The following is a 24,065-nucleotide window of genomic DNA, read 5'->3' on the forward strand; positions in this document are numbered from 1 at the left end:
AACCGATGCCCCGTTGTATTTTAATTTTCAATAATTTCTATGGTCTGCCTTTGGCTAAAGCCCTTTCGGCAATTTTAACTGCTTTTTTCTCTCTCCAATGGGCGTATTTCTCTTTGAAAGTCATTTTGATTAAACTATCAATCGCACCGTGGGTGAATAAGCTCCAAACGCTGGCTACTTTGCGCGTAATTGATTGATCCCAGGCTCTCAAGCTTAAAGAGAACGATCCATCCAGGTATTTCATCCAGTGCCACATTCCGGTTGGCATAAATAAAGTATCGCCATGCTCCAGGAAAACTTCATAACCTTCTACACCATTCAGTGCCGGGAATTTTTCAAAATCTGGGTTGGCCACATCATAATCTTCTAAAGCATAAGTTGCATTTGGCAGGCAATACAATCTGTCTTTCCATTTGTTGTCGAAAAGAACGATGTGCTTTCTCCCGCCAAAGTGCGTATGGAAAATATGCGGTAAATCGATGTCATAATGTAAAAAGGTTACCGAGTTAGAACCGCCAAAAAACATAGCAGGCATACTTTCGATAAAACCACCCATTAAATCTTTTGGGATTTTTACATCATTGATTAAACTGGGTACTTTTTTAAACAGGTTAAAAAAGAATATACGCAGTTCAGTTGGCTCACGTTTGATCAGGTCAAGGTAATCGCCAAATTTCATATGCGCCGTAGCTGCATTGATCGGTTTAGATGGATCGGCTTTAGAGTTATCGTAAAGTGGAACTTCGAGCTCACCACCAATTTCCTTTAAATATTCAGTCGTCCATTTTTCTCTGGCAGGCCAGTCTTTGGTTAGGCCCCTGATTACTAACGGACGTTTAGTTTTCAGATAATTTTTCTTAAAATCTTCGGGAGTGATGCTCTCAACGATATCAACAGGTTTTAAAATGAAACTCATGCGCTTAAAATCGGTTATTTGTGCCGAACAACAAATGTGTAAATTTTATTTTACAAAATTGATGTTAACAGGTAAATGTGACTAAAATCACGTAATCTAAAAGTAGTAAATACTTAACAATTTAATAATTACGCCTCAACTTTATTTTTAACAATTTCGGTATAGGCAGCGTCCCACAGGTCGATCCTTTTCTGCAAGGCTTGTATTGTGGTCTCTTCTGCTTCGGCCCAAAAGACTTCATTTTTTTCACAAAGCTTCTCCGTCATAGAGAGTGCCAAATGGCTGTGGTGATCGCCATCTACTTCGATATGGCGCTCCAGGTAATATTGAAAAATCGAAACTTTATCAGCCTGGGTACTGTTCAGGTCATTTACCATGCTAAAAAACATGTTTGGAATTAAATCCTCGCGGCCAAAAGTAAAACTTGCGGCCTGTAAATGTGTTTTTCCACTGTTGATGGTTTCGAAGGTTGCATTTACAAAATCCTTTGCCGCTGCAGGAACACTCGCTTTCGTGAAAGCCTCATTAAAACTTTTCCCGTTTTTTAGTTCCTGTAAAAAGATATTGATGGGTTTGGTATTGGCACCGCATTGGTCCATGGCATCTAAATATAACTCGAAGTGGCTCTTTATGGCTCCATTGGCATCCACATCCGATTCTTCGCCGGCTACAATTTCATTGATCAGTTGCCTGGTAACAGGATCGCCTACCGGGAACCAAGGTAAAGTAGTGCAGGTTAAATTAATTTGTAGGGCTTTAAGCAACGACATAAAATCCCAAACGGCGAAAATGTGGTGTTCCATAAAAACCCGGAGATCTTCTATTTCACTAATGGCCGAATAAACTTTATGGTTGATGATTTCTTGCCTAAGCGGCGCTATTCTTTCCTGGATTTTTATAATGTTAGGATGCATATATTGAATGAGTGAATGATTGGATGTTTGAATGGGGCATTTAAATTATGAGGGAGAGAATGATGGAATTAGTGAATTAGCAGGGTTAAACACCTGTTCATTCAATCATTCAAAACTTAATCATTCAATCATTATTTATTTTGGTAAATTCTTTTCAAGTGCTCTACTTGCTCTTTTAACTGCAAGTTCTTCTTTCCATTGCATGTATTTTTCGCGGTAGTTTGCTTTCATAAAGTCGTCAAATTTACGCTGTAAAGTTAAGTTATACAAGCTTTTTGCTTTTACTGCCCAGCTTTTGTCCCATGCCCTTAAACTAATTGAGAAAGAACCATCCAGGTATTTCATCCAGTGCCAGTATCCGGTTGGCATAAATAAGGTATCGCCATGTTCTAAAAAGGCTTCAACGCCCTGAACGCCCTTTAAAGCAGGGAATTTATCAAAATCGGGGTTCTCTACATCATAATCTTCTAAGGCATAAGTGGCGTACGGGATTTGATATAAACGTTCTTTCCATTTGTAATCGAATAAGATCACATGCTTGCGGCCGTTAAAGTGCGTATGGAAAATGTGTGCTAAATCAATGTCATAGTGTAAAAACGTTACTGATCCCTTACCGCCAAAGAACATATTTGGATAACTATCTAAAAAACCGCCCATTAAATCTTTCGGTGCGATATAATCTTCAAGTAATTTTGGTGCAAATTTTATCGGATCGAACAAAAAAATACGCAGGTCTGTAGGTGTTTCCTTAATCAGATTTATATAATCGCCAAATTTCATTTCGGCAACAGAGGCATTTATTGGTTTAGAAGGATCGGCTTTAGAACTGTCGTAAAGCGGAACAGTTTTATCGCCAACAACTTCTTTCATGTATTCCATCGTCCACTTTTGGTAAGCAGGCCATTTTTTGGCCATATTTTTTATTACCAATGGTTTACGCGGTTTAAGGTAGTTCAGTTCGAAATCTGATTTAGATATGTCTTCAACTACATCTATCGGAGATAAATTGAATTTCATGTTAAAAAACTATTAATACCGCAAAATTAAATAGTTAAAAAACACTAAGCATTACAAATGCAAAAACTTGAAAAAAAACTGACAATTCATCAAAAAAAGTCAGAAAGTACGATGTTTGACAACGAAAAACGCACTTGCTAAATGAGCAAAGTGCGTTAATGTTAAAATCACTTAAGGCGTGATTTTTGGTTTTAATAAGGATATCTTTTAAATGTTATTTCGGCATTAAAACAGTATCAATAACGTGGATTACACCATTTTTCTGGTAAACATCTGCAATGGTTACTGTGCTCATTCCGCCTTTTTCGTCTTTTAGAACTAATTTTTTGCCTTCCATCCATGCCCAAAGTTTACCACCTTGTACCGTTGTAAGTTCAGCTTTGCCGCCACCAGCTTTAATTGCTTTTGCAATTGCTTTACTATCCATTTTACCAGCAACAACATGGTAAGTTAAAATGGTCGTTAGGGTTGCTTTGTTTTCAGGTTTAACAAGATTGTCTACCGTTCCGGCAGGAAGTTTATCAAATGCAGCGTTAGTTGGTGCAAAAACTGTAAAAGGGCCAGCACTTTTTAAAGTTTCAACCAAACCTGCAGCTTTTACTGCTGCAACCAGTGTAGTGTGGTCTTTTGAATTTACAGCATTGTCTACAATATCCTTAGTCGAATACATGGCTGCGCCACCAACCATTGGATTTTTCTGAGCGTAAACTTGAGTAGTGAATGCCATGGTAATTACGGCAAATGCGGATAAGATTAAATTTTTCATTATTTCTAATTTTAAGTTTCTGTTATTTGATTCCATTTACGATGGCTTACAGATACTTGGTTTTTAGAAATAAAAAATAATTTTTAATGTGCTGATTGTTAGTATTTTAATTTTTATTTTTTTTGATTTGTAAAGGTGCTGTGGTGCTTCTTCGGATGGGCTGGTCCCGTTTTTCGCTTAATCTTTTGGCTTTCTTCGACTACGCTCAAAATGACCGCCAAAAGGATAGCGCTTCAACCGGGTTTAGATCAATTGGGTTCGTCCCTTAGTCGCATCCTTTTAAACTTGGCGGATCACGCTTAACGCCAACCTCAAAACGCTTCTCTAATTAACCTTCGCCGTTCTTACCTTTTTAGAAAAAAGCTTAGGGAAAAAGCGTTTCAATAATACGGCTCTGGTTTCTTTCCCGCCAATATAAACCTCTTCTTTTTTGTTGTTAACAGCCACTACAATTTGTTTGGCACATTCGGTCGGAGTCATGGCGTTTTCATGCGCATCGCCCATCTTATTAAGTGGATTACCATCTCCCGTCAGTGCATTGTAGGTAACATTTGTTTTGATAAAACCTGGACAGATGATGGTAATATCGATGTTTTTATCGTAAACTTCCGATCGGAGTGAATCGAAATAACCATGCAGTGCATGTTTTGATGCCGCATAAGCAGAGCGGAATTTCGTGCCGAATTTTCCAACAAGGCTACTAATTACAACGATCTGTCCACCACCGTTAGCGATCATCAAAGGCAGAACTGCTTTGCTCAGTACCACTGTTCCCCAGAAATTGGTGTCCATAATCTGTTGTTCTGTTTGTAGATTGGTTTCGAGCGCCAAACTCCGCTGACTTACGCCGCCACTATTGATCAGTAAGTCTATTTTTCCGAAAATACGAATAGCATCGGCAGCTTTGTTTTCGAGGGTAGCCGTTTCGCTTAAATCGAATGGTAAAACATGTACATTAAAAGAGTTTTGGCAGTTTCCTTTTACACGGAAAAGCTCATCTCGATTTCTTCCAGAGATGATCAGTTTATTGCCCGCTTTAAAATATTCATATGCCAAGGCCTCACCAATACCTGATGATGCACCTGTAATCCATACAATTTTTGACATAAATTTATAATTATTGAATTAAGGAATGATTGAATGAGAGAATGGTTGGCTCTGCGATAAAACCAATTCATTCATTCAAAACTCACTCATTCTCTAGTTTGTTCTCAATTCACTCATTCATCTCCTACTATAAACAATTCTGAAGCAATATGATCGGCAAATAATTTTCCGTTCTGACTTAGACAAATCTTATCTCCGTCAATCATTAGCCAATCTTTATCCTCGAAATTTTTAAGGTTGTGTTTTGTTTCCGCTAAAAAGTCTTTCCCGAAATCGGTATTTATTTTTTGTAAATCAGTTCCCCACATCGTTCTTAACGAAGTCATGATGTACTCGTTAAATCTGTCGTTTAAACTCAGTTCTTCAATAATTTCAGGAAGTTTGTTATGGCCTAACGTTTCCATATACAGGGCGTTATTGGCGGGGTTCATATAGCGGTTCTGGCCATTAAAGCCATGTGCTGATGGGCCTATGCCAATGTAATCTACGCCTTTCCAGTAATTGGTGTTGTGCACGGCATAATGATTCGGTTTGGCAAAATTCGAAATTTCATAGTGTTCAAATCCGGCATCAATCAGTTTATCCATTAAAATTACAAACTGAGCAGCGCTTTGATTATCGTTTACTGGCGTTTGTTTTTTGTTTTTAATGGCATGAGCTAAAGCCGTCCGTGGTTCTACTGTTAGGGCATAGGCCGAAATATGTGGAACCTCAAGCTCAATTGCCTTTTGGATATTACTTAACCATTTTTGATCGGTAAGCAAAGGATAACCATAAATTAAATCGAGGGTAAGATTTTCAAAACCGGCATCCTGACTCCTTCTGATGCAATCTTCCGCTTCTTGGGCCTGGTGTGCCCGATTCATCCAGGTCAGATCTTCATCATAAAAAGATTGAATACCTACACTAAATCGGTTAACAGGCAACTGCTTCAGTTCTTTTAATTTCTGGGCGGTTAAATCATCTGGATTGGTTTCGATGGTAATTTCAGCATTTGCATCAACCGAAAAAGTGTGGTTAATGGCATCGAAAATCTTTTGTAAAGCTACCTGCGATAAGATAGATGGGGTTCCGCCGCCGAAATAAATGCTTCCAACCTGCCCTGTAATCCGGTCTTTCTTCATTTTGATTTCTTTGCATATCCCATCAACCATTTCATCAGCATATTTTAAAGAAGTGCTGAAATGAAAGTCGCAATAGTGACAGGCCTTTTTACAAAAAGGAATATGAATATAGATACCGGACATTTGGCAAAAATAAGGTATAAAAATGACTTGTGTGCAGAAGATAATGTCATTAGTCAGAAATATGGCGACCATAAGGAGCTGATCCGATTAACCCGAAGAGATGCTATTTTGAGATTATAGGGGGGTAGTAAATGAGTCTACGACGATCCCTCTCATTCTTTATATTTTAATTGCCTTTAGCATGGATATTCCGTATTTTTGTTAAACAGCGTAGGAAAGAAAGATTATGTATTTTGGTGACTATAAAAATTTTCCTGATGTAACCCTTAATCCAAAATTGCTCTGGGAGTTTAACCTCAGTGATTTTGATTATAACGAAATGCGTGATGTAGTCGTTCAAAGGGTAATTGAGCGAGGGTGGCCAAAAGACTGGTATTTTATATTAAACAAATATGGGGTTGCAGGGGTAAAATTGGCCATTAAAAACTTGACTTATCTGAATGATAAAGATATGAGCTTTGTAAGCCATCATTTAATATACCCTTAACTTCAATGAAATGCTACGAAAAGAAACTGTCAGTGAATCTACACTGGAACTCCTAAACACTTTAATGAATAATGAATTGCTGAAGGCTTTTTTCCTGGTCGGCTGAACGGCTTTGTCTTTGCAAATGGCCGTCGGATAAAGCATGATGATATTGCTGCATTGGAACTTAATGCCATTTCTGGTAATGGAACGAGATTAAAGGACTTTATTGATATTGTATATCTTCAAAAAGCAATGAGTGAAATCGATGTTGCCCACAAGTTTTATAAAACTGGGCGTTTTGCTATCTTTACCAAAAAAAAATACCATGCGCTGCTCCCCATTCTTTTACCTATCAGTGATACTAGCTGTTAGTTTGTCTTCCTGTAAGAAAAACGATATTGTTCCTAGTCCCATTACTCCGGAAAAGAAGCCTGTACTTGTCGATACAAGCAAGATAACAGGCTGGTGGCTGGCAACAGGAACTGATAGGTTGTTTAACTCTCTATATATTTTCAGTAAGACAAATGTTATTGCAGACTATAGCGCAATGTATAGTTATGATCTGGAGAGCGATATGGAGCTTGGACCGGATTCTCTGGTACGATTCGGACCTAGTCACGGGGTGATTAGAAAGCTAACGGATGATTCACTCACCCTCTATTTAGGCAATAAGGTTTACAGGCATAAAAGACTGAAAATTCCGCAGAGTGAATACGGCATCAAAACACTTGCCAAAAGTTCGGTTGAAGCAACGGCTTGCCTGAATTCCAAAGGAGATGCTTATTCGTATTCGCCGGGACTGGGCGGTTTGGGTTATACTTCTATTAGAAAAACAGGTGTTGACGGCTCTGACAGCTTTATTCGGATATATGAACCCCGTTTGTACAATGTAGGCGCAATGACGATGGAAGATGATGACCACATCTTGTTTGGTGGAGAATATTACCTGCTTCGCTATAGTATTTCCAATAATAAAGTTGAATTGCTTATGGGCGGAAGTCCAGTGCCATATCCTGCTTCATTGGATATCCCCGATAATGTTCCCTATGGCAAATCGTGGCTGGATACCTGGAGTTTTCAGGGGCTTGCTGTTGCAGGCAACGGTGATATCTACTTTAAACAGGGTTATGTGATTCGCAGGATTGAGAAAGCGACCGGAATCATCAGGACGGTTATCGGAAAAGACAAGGCGGGAGCAGGGTATGTTTCAGACCCGAGTGATCCGTTAAAAATGTCCAGCATCGGCGGTCTATTGTATGGATGGACGGGTGGCATCTATTTTCAGAGCGCGGGTTATATCTGGAAATATATTGCATCAAGCAGACAGGTAGAGCGCATTATAGGGGAAAATACTTATCTACAAAAGCCTGAGTCGGCAGATAATACGCCGGCTGAGCAGGCAGGGGTGTCTACGCCATCTGCTTATGCACTTGCTGGAAATGGCGACTTGTTTATTTCATCATTCAACTGGCGCATCAAAAAAATTAAGGCCAATGATAATCGGATGAGGATCATAGCCGGAACCATTTCTGATTATTTTCCGATAAATGGTGTTGATATCGATAATGCACTTATGACCAGGTTATCTCCTGCTCAGGCGATGCTGGTACTGCCAAATGGTAATGTGGTTATGGTTGTAAACAAACGTTTGCGCATGCTTTATTTGAAGTAAGGCCATCGATTTTTATTTTTGAGAAGGTTACCATAATTAGGGTCAAACTGTTTTTAAGTTGGACTGATATTGTTGAGAATCGGCGGCTAAAATTCCCTTTTAAAAAGGCAGCATTTTATTACGTAAAAATATACTGCTAATGTTGGCAAAAGCAGTATATTTTTACGGATAAATATTTGGAAAATCTCTGCTTTTAGTATTGTGTACGGAATATTATCAACATTGTTCGAAGTACAAAAGGTCGTTTAACTACTCTCTCCGTGCTAATTATTTTTTATTCTTAACTCTTTGATTTTCAGTATTTATTGGTGTTTCATGTATTGGGGCAAAGATAGCAAAGTTAGTTTTTCTTTATTGTTATAATTAATAACCAATCGATTATAAAAGGATCATTATAAATTACATAATTAAAGTAATAGCTTTACTTTAATTGCTATGGGAAAGAAATCATTAGTGCCACAACAACTAAATAGCAAGCTTTTAAGTTTTGCCACTTTAAGCAGGGTTGCAATTCCAACAAGTGGTTGGATTAAAGCAATCCTTAACATGAATAGGATCTTGCAGAAATAATGGCTATAATCTGGATTGATTAATTTCTTTAGGTAAACCATGATTATTCGACTACTTTTGCATCCTTAAGTTTTGATTAACAGCATGCCGAAATTTATTTTCTTTTTGTTCGCGTTTGTATGGTCTGCTAATTTTGTAGTAGCACAAGAAATTCCTGTTCAAACAGATAGTGTAGCTGTAAATCAATATCATTATAGAAGATACCGGCCCGATTCGGCAACCCTTGCCAGACAGAAATTTTCGACCGATTCGCTTGTTCATCACACCTGGGTGCTTCCTGACAGTTTAATTAACAAGGGGGCGCTGCTTGATACCATTGAAAAGGAATATCTTTTTCCTAAACTCGATCTACTGGCCTGGCAAAAGAAATATCAGCACTTAAAGAAAAAGGCAAATCCCTATCAACTGGGAACAAGAATCCCAAAAGGCAATGTTGGTTTACTTGGATTTATTTTTGGTATGCTTATCATCTTTGCCATTCTAAAAAATGCTTTTTCGAAACAATTATCGGCAATCGTTCAATCGTTTTTCAGCAACAGGATTTTGAATAATATTAACAAGGAAGACAACCTGTTTAGTTCATGGCCATTTTTGTTGCTTTTTGTGCAGTTTGGTTTCGTTTTTGGCATGTTCTTTTTTCTGGTAGCGCAGTGGAATGATATGTATCAGGCTAAAGATGGGTTTAAATTCTTTTTTAGTATATCGATTACTATAATTGTTTTTTATGCCCTCAAATTGGTTCTTTTACGCTTTTTGGGTTATCTGTTCAATGTGCAGAAACCAGTGGGCGAATACATCTCAATTTTGTACCTCAGCTACTTCAATGCATCTCTACTATTTATTCCTTTAGTAGTTGCTTTCGCCCTATCGCCACTTAAATACGGTGGGGTGTATATCGTGTTGGCATTCTTACTGTTAGGCATTATTTTTGCTTTTCAGCTATTGCGGGCAGGTATAACGATACTTTCTAATAATAAGTTTTCTAGAATGCATTTATTTTTGTACTTTTGCGCCCTCGAAATATGTCCCATCCTAATACTAATTAAAACGATAGGACTGTAGCAGGAAAAAGGAAAATGCAAGAAAAGAACGACTCTAGAATCCGCAAAGTAAAAAGTATTTTGGTTACTTTACCAAAACCTGAAACAGAAAAATCTCCTTACTACGATTTGGCCAAAAAACACAACTTAAAAGTTGATTTTAGGTCTTTTATTCATGTTGAAGGTGTGCCCGCAAGAGACTTTAGAAAGGATAAGATTAACCTGGCCGATTTTACGGCAGTAATTTTTACCAGCCGTAATGCAGCAGATCATTTTTTTAGAATCTGCGAAGAAATGCGTTATGAGGTGCCGGCAGAACTGAAATATTTTTGTCTGTCTGAGACTATTGCATTGTATCTGCAGAAGTATATCCAGTATAGGAAGCGTAAAATCTTTTTTGGTAAACAAACTGCAGCAGATTTAGCAGAAGTGCTAAAGAAGCATGCAAACGAGAAGTTTTTATATCCTTGCTCTGATATGGCTACCGAAGACACGATGAAGTTCCTGGAAAAAAGTGGGTATAATTTTACGCCTGCAGTTTTGTTTAGAACAGTAGTGAGCGATCTATCTGATTTAGCTGAAGTATTCTACGATGTTATTGCATTTTTTAGTCCATCAAGTATCCAGTCGTTGTTTAAAAATTTCCCCGATTTTAAACAGAATAATACACGGATTGCTGCTTTTGGAACTAACACAAGTAAAGCTTGTACCGATATGGACCTGATAGTGGATATTGCTGCGCCAACCCCTGGCGTTCCATCTATGACGATGGCTATTGAGAATTACATCAAAATATCTAATAAATAATACGATAAATAATTTATTTTAAGTCAATACAATAAATGCGTAACTTTACTGTTAGTAAGAGAGTTACGCATATTTTTGAACAAAATATAGGGCTGTTGGCGAAATGTTAATGTAACTTTAATCGCCTTTCAGTAATGATTTAACGTAAAATATTTGCTTTTGTTGATAATTTCAGTGATTTTTGATAAAATTGCTCCTAATCGTGCTGTGCACACTATAAAAAATATGAAGAAAATCTACCTTCTAGCTATTGTAGGTATAACTGTAATGCTAGCAAGCTGTGGCCATGGCGGTCAAGGCGAGCTGGTTGGTGCTTATAACCGAAAATTCAAAAACGATAGAATCCCACTAGGAATGGTTTATGTGCCGCCGGGTCATACTCCACTGGGAGGATCGGATGAAGATATTACTTTCTCTCAGAATGGACCAAGTAAAATGGTTACCATTAGTGCGTTCTTTATGGACCAGACTGAAATTTCCAATGCAGAATACCGCCAGTTTACCAACTGGGTACGCGATTCGATTGCAATTGTGATGATGGGCAATCCTCAACAGTTTATGGTTACGCCCAAAGGAAATGCCGCAAATGCTGTTGGTGGGGAGAAATACATCGACTGGAGAAAAGTTGGACCAAACGGTGCCAACATTTGGCGCAATAAAGGTAAGGGTGCAGCTGCCGCTCAGGTTAGCCAGTTAGATGGCATGTATTACTCAGGTTTAGATGCGCTTCCAGGCAAAAAAGAACTGGATGTTCGTAAATTCGAATATTCTTATGCCGAATTAAATATGGAGAAAGCTGCTCTGGGGCATAAAGACCCAAACAGCAAACGCCAGGATTATATCGATCGTTATACCGTTGCTATTTATCCTGATACCATGGTATGGAAAACAGACTATTCTTATTCACAAAACGATCCTATGGTACGTGGTTACTACAACCACCCTTCTTATGATGATTATCCTGTAGTTGGTGTAAGCTGGGAACAGGCAAAAGCATTCTCTCATTGGAGAACAAGATTGTACGATGGAGTTGCTACAGCAAGAAAATTGCCCGCAGGATCAAGATCAGATTATAGATTACCAGCTGAAACTGAATTTGAATATGCAGCAAGAGGTGGCAATACCAAAACCAAATACCCTTGGGGCGGTCCTTACATTAGAAATACAAAAGGATGTTTACAGGCTAACTTTAAACCGGGCCGTGGCGATTATTCAAGCGATGGAGGTATTTATACAGTAGGTGTTAGATCGTATTTTCCTAATGATTATGGTTTGTACAACATGGCAGGTAATGTTTCTGAATGGACATTAACTGCTTACAATAAAGGTGCAAGTCCATTATTGCACGATTTGAACCCGAATTTTACTTATGATGCTGGTGCAACCGACAGCAAATACAAAAAGCGTAAAGTAGTAAAAGGTGGTTCTTGGAAAGATACAGGCTATTTTCTACAAAATGCAGTAGCTACATATGAATATCAGGATACACAAAGATCATACATTGGTTTCAGGTGCGTTTCATCTTATCCTGGTACCGATTTAAGACATTAAACCAAACAAACTAAAAACTAAAGAAAAACATCAAAATTTTATGGCAGCAAAGAAACAACCAGGCTGGTTACACGTAGCGATTTCATGGGGAGCAAGTATTGTAATTATCGGAGCGTTATTTAAAATTCTACACATTGGTGGAATTGTAGGTAGCTATATGATTGGGCTTGGTCTTGGAATAGAGGCAATTTTATTCTTTTTAACAGGGTTTTTCCCACCAGAGCCAGAACCAGCTTGGGAAAGAGTATATCCTGAATTAAAACCAGATTTTAAAGGAGAATTACCAACTGCATCCGCAAGACCAGTTGCAGCAACAGCATCGAACACAGCAGCTTTGGATAAAATGTTATCAGATGCTAAAATCGGTCCTGAATTGATTGAAAGCTTAGGCTCTGGTTTGCGTACTTTTGGTGATAAAGTAGCAACAATTTCTAATGTTGCAGATGCATCTACCGCAACCAACGAATTTACAGGCAAAATTAAAACAGCTTCAGCTGGTTTCGATAATTTAAGTGCATCTTTTGATAAAGCCACAGCTAATTTGAAAGCAATGGGTGAGAGCACTGTAGATTCTCAGGCTTACCACGATCAGGTTAACAATTTGGCTAAAAATTTATCAGCTTTAAATGCGGTATATGAATTAGAATTACAAGATTCGAGCGCGCATCTAAAATCGATGAATAAATTCTATTCAAACTTATCATTAACCATGCAGAACTTTAACGAATCGATGGAAGATTCGAAACAGTTTAAAGAAGAGGTGAATAAGCTGGCTAAAAACCTATCATCGCTTAATGCAATTTATGGCAATATGTTATCGGCTATGAACGGCCCACGTGTATAATTTGTTTAGTTTTTAATTTTTAAAGGAAAAGCTACATCAAACATGGCAGGCGGAAAAGAAACAACAAGGCAGCGGATGATCAATATCATGTATTTGGTATTGTTGGCTATGCTCGCCTTAAACGTATCAGATACCATTTTAGATGCATTCAAAAATATCAACGATAGTTTGGATACTTCTAAAAACAATGTAAATACAAGTATTAATCAGTTATTTTCTGCCTTCGAAAATTCGAAGTTGAAAGAAGAGCCAGCACGTGCACAGCCAATTTACGATAAGGCAAAACAGGCACAGAAGGCGGCTGATGATTTGAATAATTATATTGAAAGCATTAAAAAAGAATTTACCCAGGCAGGTGATGGAATCGATCCGGAAACTGAAGATTTGGTAAATAGATCAAATCAGGATATTGCACAGAATATCATGATTAATCAAAAGAAAGCAGATGAGTTGAAAAAGAGAATTAACGCCACACGCGAAAAATTAATCTCTTTGTTAGACCCGGCTGATAGAGCGAATGTTTCATTCTCTCTCGAAGCTAAAGATCCTGTAAGAAAAAGAAAAGGAAACTGGCAGGAAACATATTTTGGTGAGGGAACGCCATTAACTGCTGCAATGACGATTTTAACCAAACTGCAAACAGATACTAAAAATGCTGAAGCAGAGATAGTTAAGAAATTGTTCGGAAATATGGATAAAGCACAGGTTAATCTGGATCAGTTTGCAGCAGTTGCAGTAGCACCTACTTCTTACGTAATCCAAGGTCAGCCGTATACTGCTGAGGTATTTTTAACAGCCAGCGATTCGAGATCAACTCCTGATATTACCGTTAATGGAAGTAAATTATCCGTTAAAGATGGTAAAGGAACTTATAGTGGTGGTACAAGTAGTGTTGGCCAGTTTACCTGGGTAGGTACTGTTCGTGTTCGCCAAACCGATGGTCAGGTAAAAGAATATAAAACCCAACCACAAACTTATCAGGTAGCGAAACCTTCAGCATCTGTTTCTTCAACAAAGTTGAATGTAATTTATGCAGGTATTCCGAATCCATTTACGGTATCGGCAGCAGGTTTTCCATTAGAGAGTGTTCGTGCTTCCATTTCAGGAGGTTCAATGTCTGGTGCTAACGGAAATTATAATGTTAACGTTCCAGGAAGTATGGTTGGCCAGGAAGTATCCATTAATGTATCTGCAAATAACGCTGGTAAAACAGTTAGCTTAGGCTCACAAAAATTCAGGGTTAAAGCTATCCCTGCTCCGGTGGCTAAGGTTGGTGGCCGCGCTGGAGGTGATGTAGCTTCAGTACAGCTAAAAAGCGAAACTGAAATTGAAGCAGATCTGGATGATTTTCCTTTCGATGTTAAGTTTAAAATACAACGTTATAAGTTAACCATTATAAAACCTCGTTCTGATGCTGTTACCATTGCAGGTAGTGGTGGAAGTTTCGCAGGCGCAGTTAAGGGTGCAATAAACTCAATTACGCCTGGTACAAGGGTGTTTTTTGAAGATATTGTTTCTGTAGGGCCAGATGGTCGTCAAAGAATTTTGCCTTCATTAGCGTTTAGTGTAAAATAAGAAGAAGATGAAAAGGATTTTAAGTATTGCTATTTTAGTTTTGTTAACCTCGTTTGCTTTTGCACAAAAAAAGCCAACCAAGTTAGCACCAAAGAAAGCTGCACCAGTAGTAGCCGCACCCCCTGTGGCAGATACAGTGAAAGCCCCTGTTAAAACAGCTAAAAAGAAACTTAAGGTACCACCTAAAGATGGTTTTTATGCCCGTAAGGACATTGACAGTACTGAAATGGTTCCTTTGGCTGATGTGAGGGAAGAGGATGTTTTTTATGCAAAACGGATCTGGAGAGAAATTGACTTACGTGATACGGTTAACTCAGCCTTAAAATCGCCTAAATCACGCCTAATTGATGTATTAATTGCCGCAATTAAGAAAGACGAACTAACCGCGTACTCACCAATAGATAGTGCATTGAACGAAGATGATGCTTTTCTTAATCCAATGTCGGCAGATTCTGCTTCCAAATCGGCTTTAGGAACAGCAGAGGTTTCGAACAACAAAACCGGAACGGTTACTACTGTAGTTAATGATTTTAATCCAGAGTTATTCTTGAAATTCAGAATTAAAGAAGACTGGATTTTCGATACCAAACGTTCTGTTTTTGAACCGCGTATTGTAGGTATTGCGCCATTAAAATACAATGAGGTTTCTAAACAATGGCAACCGGTATTTTGGGTGTATTATCCAGAAGCTAGAGAGATTTTAACGAAGAAACGTTTAATCAATACCAATAACGATGCTTCAGCATTAAGCTTCGATGATTTCTTTATCCGCCGCTTATTCAGCAGCTATATTGTAAAAGAATCAAATCCTGGCGACAATAAGATCAGAGATATTATTACCGATCCTAGAGAAAGGTTGTACGAATCAGAAAGGATTAAAAAATCTGTTCTTGATTACGAACAAGGTCTTTGGGAATATTAACCTTATTAAAAGGCTTCGATGATAAATCGGAGCCTTTTTTGTTAAACGTCATATTGTCATTGAAAACAGAAGCGCTGGTAAGAAAGGTAGAATGAGGCATCTTATTGGCTATGACAGGTTCTATAAATTGGTCGTCATTTCGATCGTAGTGTTCCAAAGGAACTCCTTCGGAGGAGAAATCCTAATTCCTCCTCAAAGAGAATCTGGGTTGAAATAGCTATTCCTGTTTGAAATAGGCCTGAAGGGTAATCATCTGTTTTTTATTCAGCACCTCTGCCAGTTCTTTTTCGGTAGCCTCTTTAATTTTTTTAACCGATTTGAAATGGGTTAACAGTTTATCTGCGGTAGTTTTGCCGATACCTTCAATCTGCTCCAGTTCTGTTTTCAGTGTCCCTTGATCGCGTTTCTTGCGGTGGAAGGTAATCCCAAAGCGGTGGGCCTCATCACGGAGCTGTTGGATCACTTTTAAGGTTTCCGATTTTTTATCCAGATACAATGGATAGGAATCGCCAGGATAGAACAGTTCTTCCAAACGTTTGGCAATACCAATTACGGTAACTTTGTTTTCTATACCCAATAACTTTAAACTCTTTACAGCCGACGAAAGCTGCCCCTTACCGCCATCAATGATGATGAGCTGAGGCAACGTCTGGTTTTCATCCAGCATCCTCCTGTAACGACGGAAAACCGCTTCTTCCATGGTCGCGAAATCGTTAGGACCCTCTACCGTTTTCACGTTAAAATGGCGGTAGTCTTTTTTCGATGGTTTAGCGTCTTTAAAAACAACAATCGCAGAAACCGGGTATTTACCCTGAAAGTTGGAGTTATCAAAGCATTCTATATGTTTTGGAAGCTGGGTTAAACGCAGGTCTTTCTGCATCGTAGATAAAATACGATCGGTGCGTAAATCGGGATTTAATTTTTCGTATTGATTAAGTTTCTCTTTTTTGAAAAACAAAACATTCTTTTGCGAAAGCTCCAGGAGTTTTTTCTTCTCGCCGAGCTTAGGTACAGTAAATTTTAAACTTTCATCCTCTAACGAAGGCTCAAAAGGAACAATAATCTCTTTGGAGGTGCTGCTGAACTTCGTTCTGAACTCTAACATGGCCAATGTTAAAATCTCATCGTCACTCTCGTCCAACTGCTTTTTAACCTCGATGGTCTGCGTCTGGATAATGGTTCCGTTCATCACCTTCAGGTAATTTACAAAAGCATAACGTTCGTCCGATGCAATACTCACCACATCAACATTGGTAATGGCGCTATTTACCACAGTAGATTTACTCTGGTATTTCTCCAGTACCTCTAATCTCCTTGCATATTGATGCGCCAGTTCGAAGTTCAGGTTTTCTGATGCCGATTTGATAATTCCTTTAACATCCCGGATTACATTTCCGATTTTGCCATTCAGGATCTCTTTAATTTCACCTATATTTTTATCGTAGTCGGTTTCGGTCTGGTAATTCTGACAAGGGCCTTTACAGTTGCCAATTTGATATTCCAGGCAAACTTTAAATTTCCCTTCAGCTATATTTTTTTCTGTTAATGGTAAGCTGCAGGTACGTAGGGGATACGTTTCTTTAATCAGATCCAAAATAGTATGCATCATGCCTATTGATCCATAAGGGCCAAAATAGGTAGAGCCATCTTTAATCACTTTCCTTGTCCAGTAAATACGGGGATAATTCTCGTTTTTAACAATAATCCAGGGATAGGTTTTGTCGTCCTTTAGGTTTATGTTAAATTTTGGCTGATGTTTTTTGATTAAGCTATTTTCGAGTAACCAGGCATCAATCTCGGTATCAACAATGGTGAATGTAATTTTGCGGATTTTGGAAACGAGTACCCTTGTTTTGCCATTAAACTGGTTTCTGTCGCTATTAAAATAAGAACCTACACGGTTGCGCAGGTCTTTCGCCTTTCCAATATACATGAGCTTTCCATCAGCGTCCCAATATTGGTAAACACCGGGTTTATGTGGAATAGCTGTTAATGCTGTTTTATGGTCGAAACTGCTCATGAGGGATTAATGGAGCAAAATTAGGTGATTTTAATAGAGAATAATATTAGGTATGAAATCGAAGTCTTTTTTGTCGTAAGTAAACAATTGCGGTTGCTTCAATAATATCAGTTTTTGAAATCCCAAGATCCACTCCTTATGTCTTTAAGGTTTTTGGGATTGTTTTTCCAAATACCGAAAAGTTCTTTAGGATTAAGTGATTTATTCCCTTTTAGGATATTAGGTTTAAGATCGTCTTGCGAAGAAACAATTTTAATGTTCTGTAATTTCATAACCTAAGTTCTATTAGTACTTGTTTATAATGCTTAATTTTTAACTCCTTTATGCAGAGCGATCGTCATGCTGAATTTATTTCAGCATCTTTTATGCAAAATAGACACTGAAATGAATTCAGGGTGACGATTTTACCTCTCAAATATTTGAAGAACACTCCCTAAAATGCAATTACAATTTTCTATTACAAATTTAATGTTTATCCCCTAAAATTTAGGAGAAAACTTTTGGTTGTAAATAGTGTCTAAAATCCCAACTTCTCATCCAATTCGGTTGCGCCTTCTTCCTGTTGTTGATATTGGTTGCAATCGTAGGTAATCGAAACACCAGATTTTGGTGCCTCAAAATCAGCATGGCTAATTTTTAAGGCCGGATTGGCGTATACTCTTTTGATAAAACCTGCAAAAATTGGCAAAGCCGTATTAGCACCTTCACCCTGGTTGGTACTGATAAAGTGGAATGCCCTATCTTCGCAGCCAGTCCATATACCTGTCACCAATTGAGGAGTAATGGCCATAAACCAACCATCTGAGTTATTTTGGGTAGTACCCGTTTTAGCTCCGATAGGTGCGTTTACTTTGTATTTATAATTCAGCCTCGATCCGGTTCCGTTAGTTACTACACCTTTTAACATTCTGGTCATTACATAAGCCACCTCTTCGCTCATGATCGGTTTTGGTATTTCCTTTTGTGAAAATAATACCACCCCATTTTTATCTTCAATTCTTAACAAATAAATTGGTTTGGTATAGGTTCCTTTGTTTGCAAAAGCGCCATAAGCCCCAACCATATTAAAAATTGATGAATCGAATGTCCCCAAACAAATAGATGGAAATGCCGGAACATTAGGAATGCCCATTTTAGTAGCTAATGTAGATACGGCCACAGGACCGACCTGTTTCATTAAATAAGCGGTAACAAAGTTTTGTGAATAAGCCAGAGCTTTTTGTAAAGTAATGCTGCCTGGCAGTGGTTTACCCGAATTTCTTGGCGTCCATGGTTCTCCATAGCCATCTATCGTTACTGGTACATTTGGCACAGTGTAACAAGGAGAATAACCATTTTCAATTGCTACGGCATAAGTGAACGGTTTTGCTGTCGAACCCACTTGTCTGGTCCCCATTTTAACCTGATCGTATTTAAAATGTTCGTAATTAATCCCCCCAACCCATGCTTTTACATGACCATTGGTCGGATCCATCGTCATCATCGCATTACGCAGCAACATTTTGTAATAACGTACCGAGTCGATCGGTTTCATTACCGTATCAATATTACCCTTCCAGGTAAAAATGCTCATTTCTGTTTTGGTATTAAAATCATTTTTAATTTCATCGTCTGTTTTACCTTCTAGTTTTAAGGATTTATAACGGTCTGATCTTTTAATCCCCTGTTCAATCTGTAAAGCTTTATCCTTAAAAGGGTTTCTGCCTTTCCAGCTGGCGATAAACTGCGCCTGTAAGATCTTCATATATTCTTTTTGCGCCTCTTCGGCATATACCTGCATATCATAATTTAATGTGGTATAAATTTTCAAACCATCGCGGTCTAAATCGTAAGGTGTGCCATCGGGTTTGGTAATCGACTGTTCCTGAAAAATGTTTTTAATATCATTCTTAAGTACCGAACGGAAATATGGTGCAATACCATCGTTAACGGTTGCCGCATTAAAATGCAGGTTTAAGGGCTTTTCTTTTTGTTCGTCAAATTCTTGCTGGGTTAAGAGTTCCGATTTGACCATCATGGCCATTACGGTATTTCTGCGGTCTCTTGATCGTTCGGGGTGGCGGGTTGGCGAGTACATGGTTATCCCTTTTTGCATCCCTACAAGCGTTGCAGCCTCTGTTAAAGTAAGTTTATCAGGGGTAGTGTTAAAGTAAACCCTGGCTGCCGATTTTATGCCATAAGCCTGGTTACCAAAATCAACTGTGTTTAAATACATGGTAATAATTTCTTCCTTGGTATAGTTGCGTTCCAATTTAACGGCAACAATCCACTCTTTAAACTTGGTTAACACCAGCGAGAAAAAATTTAAGTTCGATTCTCTGGGAAAAAGATTTTTAGCCAATTGCTGTGTAATGGTACTTGCACCTTGTTTTTTACCGATTAAATTATAACCGATAATGGTGAAGGTACGTTTGAAATCTATGCCCGAGTGTTCTTTAAAACGGGTATCTTCTGTCGCGATCAGCCCGTTGATTACATTTTCGGAAATATCTTTATAAGTAACATTCGATCTGTTTTGAACAAAATAGGTGCCTAATGGCCGGCCATCCTCGGCAATAATTTCTGAAGCCTGGTTGCTTTTTGGATGTTCGATATCCCTGAAAGAAGGTAATGCACCAAAAAGGCCCAAGCCTACCATCGAAATGAAAATAGCAAACAGGGCAATTCCCCCGATCAGTAATTTCCAGATGACTAAACTATATCTTTTTGTTTCTTGTGCAGAAAGGGACTTGTTCATTTTGTGTTGTTATTTTCCAATCATCTCCAGAATAGAAGATTTTGGATGCAAATTTATTAATTTTTTATAGAATAGATTTTTCTCCACCAGCTTAAACCATATTACTTATTTGTAATTGTCTTTTAAAAACTCCAGATACTCGTCAATGCGCGAGCGGTCTGTTAGCTTTTCGAAGTTTTCTTTGCTGATGATAAAGCCTTTATATAAGTTGGCTGGAACTTTCATAATGTTCTTTAACTGGCCTGTAATGCTTGATTCGTAAATTTTGGCGTCTTCAAGATCGATAAAACTCGTAATGTAAATCAGCTGATCATTATCTAACTCTACCAATTTATGTTCCAAATCATTATCGGGGTAATTGCCACGGTTAAACTGCCCTATTCCAAAACGTGAGGAACTTAAGGTTAAAGTTGCGTCGGCAACGTCGATCACATAATAATACTCTTCTGATTTAGCTGTACTAAAAATGCTCGCCGGTTTGGTAGGATCGGCCGGTTTAACCTCAGCAGGTTTAGATACAGTGGTAGGCTCTGCTGTTTTAACAGTGGCATTATCAGTTACTAAAGGTTTTGTTGGAACGGCAATTGGTGTAGCCTGACTTACAAAACGTGGCGCATTTGGATCAAAATCGATAAGGGCAAGTGGCCGTTGTTTAAACTCTTCCAAATTTGCCTCAATATATTTTAAATGATCGCGGACCAATGGGGTAATAATTTTATCGTTTGGATAAAGCGTGGTAATCAAATTAAATTCAGTAAGCAGCGCATCAACCTTAGCGGTGCGGCCAACAGCAATTGCTTTTAAATAGGCATACTGTGGTGCTAAATCATTGTTAGGAAAAGCCGTAATGTTATCATCCGCCTGTTTCACTACCCCTGGATAATCTTTTTTCGCGTAAGCATTAAAGGCCACATTATAATTGTTAATGGCAATGTTTTCCATTTCTGTTTGTTTGGCCGAGTACGATGGATCTAAAATATTCTTTGCAAAATTAGATTCAGGGAACTTAGTGAGCACCAATTGTTTATACTGATCTGATTTTACTTCATCAACACCCTTGTAATTTAGATGTAAACTGTAGTAAATGGCAACTAAATGGTTATTATCCGGATATCTTTTAATCAGTTCCAGGTAAATCTTATTTGCTTCTGCTTTGTCGTTTAGCTCTTGTTGATAGAAGCTGGCGATTTCGAAATAAGCATCAATGATTTTTTGATCGGAGGTAGCCAATAATGCGGGAGTGGTTGGCAAACCATCCAAAAACTGTTTTTCTAATGTGGTTTGGTCTACAGCCGTTTGATTCGTTTCTCCATTTGCAGGCGCGATTCCGGTAGCTACATTCCCACCTGCCAAAACCTGATTGGTTTCCTGTGCCGATGAACGGATGCTTTGACGCCAGTTATCTTCCAGCTGTCTGTTGCCCCAGCGTTTTTTGAAATCGCCGAAACCATTGCTTATTGCAGCATTGTTATTAAAATAAAAGGTGTTCCCCGCAGTATTATTCGAAGCATTTAACGATCGATTTGGGAAGTCAGGATCATTTAAATATTGATTACTGATTACCCCTCCAGTATTGCTCACTTCAACTTTAGGTGTTAAATAGGCTTTAACCTTAGCCTCGCGCTCGCCTGCAGGAAGTTTGGCAATAGCCTGGGCGGTATCTTCCTTTGCAATAATGGTATACCTATCCGTTAAATATTTCAGGTTATCGGCCTTTTTAACAATGTTGTCGTAATCAGGGAAGTTTTTAGGTAAAATCATCACCGTACTATCGTAATACAGTTTTGCTTTAATGTAGTTGTTAAACGCCTTAAAATTTAAGTCGGCAATCCTTAAATAGGATAAGGCCTTTTGAGTTTGGTTCCTGGTGCTTTTTGCAACTGATTTGTGGTAGCTCTCTTCAGCTTTTACAAAGTTTCCTTCTGCAGAAAAGAGCTCTCCAACCTGATAATAAATCTGATCGGTATAATCGAAATTCTTATCATCTTTTAACAAAGCAAGCAGCTGTTCTTCCTTATTCAGTTTTACGCCACTGAGCAATGCTCTTAGTTTAATGCGGTTTAAATTGGCGTGAAAATACATTTCAAATGGAGCGTTGCTTTTTTCAACCTTGGTAAAATTGGCATAAGCATCCTGAAGATTTTTCTCTTTCTCCTGCAATTGGGCAAGGATAAAGCGCCAGCGTATACGCAGCTGTTTTTCGGCCGGAAGGGCAATTGCCGATTCTAAAAAAAGAATAGCTTCTTTATTGCGTTTTTGATAAATACGCATCTGGGCAGCAGTTGCCAATGGCTCTGCCAGATCTTTTTTTAACTCATCAGAAGCACGCAACATGGTATCAATAATTTTATCGGCAAGTACCATATTGTTCAGTTGCATTTGGCTACGGGCTTTCCAGTTCATGGCCATAATGAATGTTTTTAAATCGCTGTTATAGGTTTTTGCCGTATAATCGAAATATTCTGATGCGATAAAATAATTGCCTTTTAAATAATTTGCTTTGCCCAAAAGCATATAGGCATCATCAATATAATTACTAAAACTTTTATCGTTTATAACAGTTTGTCCTTTGGCAATAACGTCATCGAGCTGTTTATTGGCAACCCCTGGTGTAAGCACCAGATTTACCTGTGGCTCAGGATCGAGGTAAACAGGCAGTGTTTTTTCATAATTATCGGCATAACTTTGTAGTAGGCTCTCATTGTACTCAGTTAGTAAAACATTGGAGTTGTAGATATAGTTATACCTTGCCGTTAAGTTTTGAAACCTGCGATCTACTGCTGTATCTTTATTTGCGACACAGCCATAAATAAGGAGGACACTAAAAAAGATGAAGAAGGGATTTAAGTTTTTGTTAGCGTAATTTTTCAAGTATGATAAATCTCTTAGGTGGATATACAATAAACAATATATGTAGAAAAATATTTTATTTAGCAACAAATTTTAATTATTCAAAGTTAATTTAATTATTGCATTAAAAAATGGAAAATCCGAAAGAAGAAGATACAAAGAAAAAGGTAAATGCGGCCACTAAATATTCTGCTATTGGCTTCCAGATGATTGCTACCATTGGCCTGCTCACTTTTATTGGCTATAAGATTGATGAGCACAGAAACAGCAAAACTAATTTAATTACGGCTGCTTTTGCTTTGGCAGGGGTGGGGATTGCATTATACCAGGCCATTAGGCAGGCCACTAAGCCGTAAGTTTCAGTTGACGGTTTCCAGTAGGCAGTTTTCAGTAGGCAATTCTCGGTTTTCAAGCGACAGTTTGCCATCAGCAGTTACTATAAAACAATTTAAATTAGAAGTTTTGTTTCGCTTAACTAATTAACCAATTTAAAACAATTAAGCAATAGAACAATTTGCTGTTTGCTTCAGTTAACCGATTAATCAATTTGAACATTTAACCAACCTTCATAATAATTATCTCCCACACTACTTAATGATACTAAAAACCTTATCTTTGCAAAAGTTTTTATCTGCTAAGAAATTATACATTGACGCTAGCCAAATTTACCAGTATCTATTTCATTTTTGTAGGCCTTTTAATAGGTGTAATTGCCGTTTTACCTGTCGTATTTCCTGATCAACAATTGTTTGTAAATAACTTTTGGGTGATGTTTGGCTTTTTGGCCGGCATAACTTATGTAGCCTATATGCTTGTTGATATCGGTATAAAACGTGATCCTGAAGTGGGTATTATGGCAATTATGGGATCAATTGCAGTGAAGATGATTTTTTGTATGGCTTTTGTGTTGATTTACAGTATAAAAGCGAAGGGGATTGGGCTAATATTTCTGCTTAATTTTTTTTCTTTATATTTATTGTTTACGGCCTTTGAAATTTACTGTTTGTTACGTAACTTGCGCCACCAAAATTTAAAGTAAAA

At 38.1% G+C, this 24,065-nt stretch carries 20 protein-coding genes; 10 read left to right on the forward strand and 10 right to left on the reverse strand.

Going from position 1 to position 24,065, the window contains the following annotated elements; translation table 11 throughout:
• Nucleotides 1-37: 37 nt before the first annotated feature.
• From LQ227_RS11005 to hemW, 6 genes are all read right to left on the reverse strand, one after another.
• Entirely contained in the window at nucleotides 38-916 is an 879-nt protein-coding gene (locus LQ227_RS11005) for a cupin-like domain-containing protein (protein WP_029274179.1), read from the reverse strand.
• Between the two features lie 128 nt (nucleotides 917-1,044).
• A complete protein-coding gene (locus tag LQ227_RS11010; RefSeq protein ID WP_230144411.1) occupies nucleotides 1,045-1,830 on the reverse strand; it encodes a DUF3050 domain-containing protein in 786 nt (261 codons plus the stop codon).
• 135 nt (nucleotides 1,831-1,965) lie between these two features.
• Complete coding sequence (locus LQ227_RS11015) at nucleotides 1,966-2,847, reverse strand: cupin-like domain-containing protein (RefSeq protein WP_230149375.1); 882 nt, start codon at nucleotides 2,845-2,847, stop codon at nucleotides 1,966-1,968.
• A 214-nt stretch (nucleotides 2,848-3,061) separates the two neighbouring features.
• Nucleotides 3,062-3,613 (reverse strand): fasciclin domain-containing protein, encoded by a 552-nt coding sequence (locus tag LQ227_RS11020; protein WP_230144413.1) that lies wholly within the window; start codon nucleotides 3,611-3,613, stop codon nucleotides 3,062-3,064.
• A 324-nt stretch (nucleotides 3,614-3,937) separates the two neighbouring features.
• Complete coding sequence (locus tag LQ227_RS11025; protein ID WP_230149377.1) at nucleotides 3,938-4,720, reverse strand: SDR family oxidoreductase; 783 nt, start codon at nucleotides 4,718-4,720, stop codon at nucleotides 3,938-3,940.
• A 113-nt stretch (nucleotides 4,721-4,833) separates the two neighbouring features.
• On the reverse strand, nucleotides 4,834-5,967 hold the full coding sequence (gene hemW, locus LQ227_RS11030) for a radical SAM family heme chaperone HemW (protein ID WP_230144415.1): 1,134 nt from the start codon (nucleotides 5,965-5,967) through the stop codon (nucleotides 4,834-4,836).
• A gap of 226 nt (nucleotides 5,968-6,193) precedes the next feature.
• Between hemW and LQ227_RS11035 the strand changes: the two genes are divergently transcribed.
• The 8 genes from LQ227_RS11035 to gldN all read left to right on the forward strand — a co-directional run bounded on the left by LQ227_RS11035 (nucleotide 6,194) and on the right by gldN (nucleotide 15,417).
• Complete coding sequence (locus LQ227_RS11035) at nucleotides 6,194-6,454, forward strand: hypothetical protein (RefSeq protein ID WP_230144416.1); 261 nt, start codon at nucleotides 6,194-6,196, stop codon at nucleotides 6,452-6,454.
• A 307-nt stretch (nucleotides 6,455-6,761) separates the two neighbouring features.
• Nucleotides 6,762-8,108, forward strand: a complete 1,347-nt coding sequence (locus LQ227_RS11040) for a hypothetical protein (protein WP_230149379.1) — start codon at nucleotides 6,762-6,764, stop codon at nucleotides 8,106-8,108.
• Nucleotides 8,109-8,762: 654 nt separating this feature from the next.
• The gene (locus LQ227_RS11045) at nucleotides 8,763-9,740 is read left to right on the forward strand and encodes a DUF4271 domain-containing protein (RefSeq protein ID WP_230144418.1); all 978 of its coding nucleotides are present in this window, start codon (nucleotides 8,763-8,765) and stop codon (nucleotides 9,738-9,740) included.
• Between the two features lie 14 nt (nucleotides 9,741-9,754).
• Nucleotides 9,755-10,525 (forward strand): uroporphyrinogen-III synthase, encoded by a 771-nt coding sequence (locus tag LQ227_RS11050; protein WP_029274186.1) that lies wholly within the window; start codon nucleotides 9,755-9,757, stop codon nucleotides 10,523-10,525.
• Between the two features lie 225 nt (nucleotides 10,526-10,750).
• Nucleotides 10,751-12,076: an SUMF1/EgtB/PvdO family nonheme iron enzyme gene (locus LQ227_RS11055; protein ID WP_230144419.1), complete on the forward strand. Its 1,326-nt coding sequence runs from the start codon at nucleotides 10,751-10,753 to the stop codon at nucleotides 12,074-12,076.
• 40 nt (nucleotides 12,077-12,116) lie between these two features.
• Entirely contained in the window at nucleotides 12,117-12,920 is an 804-nt protein-coding gene (gene gldL / locus LQ227_RS11060; protein WP_230144420.1) for a gliding motility protein GldL, read from the forward strand.
• A 42-nt stretch (nucleotides 12,921-12,962) separates the two neighbouring features.
• Nucleotides 12,963-14,495, forward strand: a complete 1,533-nt coding sequence (gene gldM / locus LQ227_RS11065; protein WP_230144421.1) for a gliding motility protein GldM — start codon at nucleotides 12,963-12,965, stop codon at nucleotides 14,493-14,495.
• Nucleotides 14,496-14,502: 7 nt separating this feature from the next.
• Nucleotides 14,503-15,417, forward strand: coding sequence for a gliding motility protein GldN (gldN, locus tag LQ227_RS11070; RefSeq protein WP_230144422.1), 915 nt, complete (start codon nucleotides 14,503-14,505; stop codon nucleotides 15,415-15,417).
• Nucleotides 15,418-15,634: 217 nt separating this feature from the next.
• On the opposite strand, the gene uvrC is transcribed toward gldN, so the two are convergent.
• From uvrC to LQ227_RS11090, 4 genes are all read right to left on the reverse strand, one after another.
• The gene (uvrC, locus tag LQ227_RS11075; protein ID WP_230144423.1) at nucleotides 15,635-17,437 is read right to left on the reverse strand and encodes an excinuclease ABC subunit UvrC; all 1,803 of its coding nucleotides are present in this window, start codon (nucleotides 17,435-17,437) and stop codon (nucleotides 15,635-15,637) included.
• Between the two features lie 107 nt (nucleotides 17,438-17,544).
• Nucleotides 17,545-17,709: a hypothetical protein gene (locus LQ227_RS11080; protein ID WP_230149381.1), complete on the reverse strand. Its 165-nt coding sequence runs from the start codon at nucleotides 17,707-17,709 to the stop codon at nucleotides 17,545-17,547.
• A gap of 245 nt (nucleotides 17,710-17,954) precedes the next feature.
• On the reverse strand, nucleotides 17,955-20,174 hold the full coding sequence (locus LQ227_RS11085) for a transglycosylase domain-containing protein (RefSeq protein ID WP_230144425.1): 2,220 nt from the start codon (nucleotides 20,172-20,174) through the stop codon (nucleotides 17,955-17,957).
• Between the two features lie 105 nt (nucleotides 20,175-20,279).
• The gene (locus LQ227_RS11090) at nucleotides 20,280-23,045 is read right to left on the reverse strand and encodes a gliding motility protein (protein WP_230149383.1); all 2,766 of its coding nucleotides are present in this window, start codon (nucleotides 23,043-23,045) and stop codon (nucleotides 20,280-20,282) included.
• Nucleotides 23,046-23,155: 110 nt separating this feature from the next.
• Here LQ227_RS11090 and LQ227_RS11095 point away from each other — a divergent pair, with 110 nt between their 5' ends.
• Nucleotides 23,156-23,380, forward strand: coding sequence for an AtpZ/AtpI family protein (locus tag LQ227_RS11095; RefSeq protein ID WP_230144427.1), 225 nt, complete (start codon nucleotides 23,156-23,158; stop codon nucleotides 23,378-23,380).
• Between the two features lie 293 nt (nucleotides 23,381-23,673).
• Nucleotides 23,674-24,063 carry a hypothetical protein gene (locus tag LQ227_RS11100; RefSeq protein ID WP_230144428.1) on the forward strand — a complete coding sequence of 130 codons (390 nt, stop codon included), beginning with the start codon at nucleotides 23,674-23,676 and terminating at the stop codon, nucleotides 24,061-24,063.
• Nucleotides 24,064-24,065 lie beyond the last annotated feature (2 nt).

The organism is Pedobacter sp. Bi27 (assembly GCF_918698255.1).
Classification (GTDB): domain Bacteria; phylum Bacteroidota; class Bacteroidia; order Sphingobacteriales; family Sphingobacteriaceae; genus Pedobacter.

Excerpts from the sequence above, each read along its gene's own strand:
- LQ227_RS11020 (WP_230144413.1), bottom strand. The coding sequence starts at position 3,613 with ATGAAAAATTTAATCTTATCCGCATTTGCCGTAATTACCATGGCATTC.
- gldM (WP_230144421.1), top strand. The coding sequence starts at position 12,963 with ATGGCAGGCGGAAAAGAAACAACAAGGCAGCGGATGATCAATATCATG.
- LQ227_RS11045 (WP_230144418.1), top strand. The coding sequence starts at position 8,763 with ATGCCGAAATTTATTTTCTTTTTGTTCGCGTTTGTATGGTCTGCTAAT.
- LQ227_RS11055 (WP_230144419.1), top strand. The coding sequence starts at position 10,751 with ATGAAGAAAATCTACCTTCTAGCTATTGTAGGTATAACTGTAATGCTA.
- gldL (WP_230144420.1), top strand. The coding sequence starts at position 12,117 with ATGGCAGCAAAGAAACAACCAGGCTGGTTACACGTAGCGATTTCATGG.
- LQ227_RS11095 (WP_230144427.1), top strand. The coding sequence starts at position 23,156 with ATGGAAAATCCGAAAGAAGAAGATACAAAGAAAAAGGTAAATGCGGCC.
- LQ227_RS11035 (WP_230144416.1), top strand. The coding sequence starts at position 6,194 with ATGTATTTTGGTGACTATAAAAATTTTCCTGATGTAACCCTTAATCCA.
- LQ227_RS11080 (WP_230149381.1), bottom strand. The coding sequence starts at position 17,709 with ATGAAATTACAGAACATTAAAATTGTTTCTTCGCAAGACGATCTTAAA.
- LQ227_RS11005 (WP_029274179.1), bottom strand. The coding sequence starts at position 916 with ATGAGTTTCATTTTAAAACCTGTTGATATCGTTGAGAGCATCACTCCC.
- gldN (WP_230144422.1), top strand. The coding sequence starts at position 14,503 with ATGAAAAGGATTTTAAGTATTGCTATTTTAGTTTTGTTAACCTCGTTT.
- LQ227_RS11025 (WP_230149377.1), bottom strand. The coding sequence starts at position 4,720 with ATGTCAAAAATTGTATGGATTACAGGTGCATCATCAGGTATTGGTGAG.
- LQ227_RS11015 (WP_230149375.1), bottom strand. The coding sequence starts at position 2,847 with ATGAAATTCAATTTATCTCCGATAGATGTAGTTGAAGACATATCTAAA.
- LQ227_RS11085 (WP_230144425.1), bottom strand. The coding sequence starts at position 20,174 with ATGAACAAGTCCCTTTCTGCACAAGAAACAAAAAGATATAGTTTAGTC.
- LQ227_RS11010 (WP_230144411.1), bottom strand. The coding sequence starts at position 1,830 with ATGCATCCTAACATTATAAAAATCCAGGAAAGAATAGCGCCGCTTAGG.
- LQ227_RS11050 (WP_029274186.1), top strand. The coding sequence starts at position 9,755 with ATGCAAGAAAAGAACGACTCTAGAATCCGCAAAGTAAAAAGTATTTTG.
- hemW (WP_230144415.1), bottom strand. The coding sequence starts at position 5,967 with ATGTCCGGTATCTATATTCATATTCCTTTTTGTAAAAAGGCCTGTCAC.
- uvrC (WP_230144423.1), bottom strand. The coding sequence starts at position 17,437 with ATGAGCAGTTTCGACCATAAAACAGCATTAACAGCTATTCCACATAAA.
- LQ227_RS11040 (WP_230149379.1), top strand. The coding sequence starts at position 6,762 with ATGCGCTGCTCCCCATTCTTTTACCTATCAGTGATACTAGCTGTTAGT.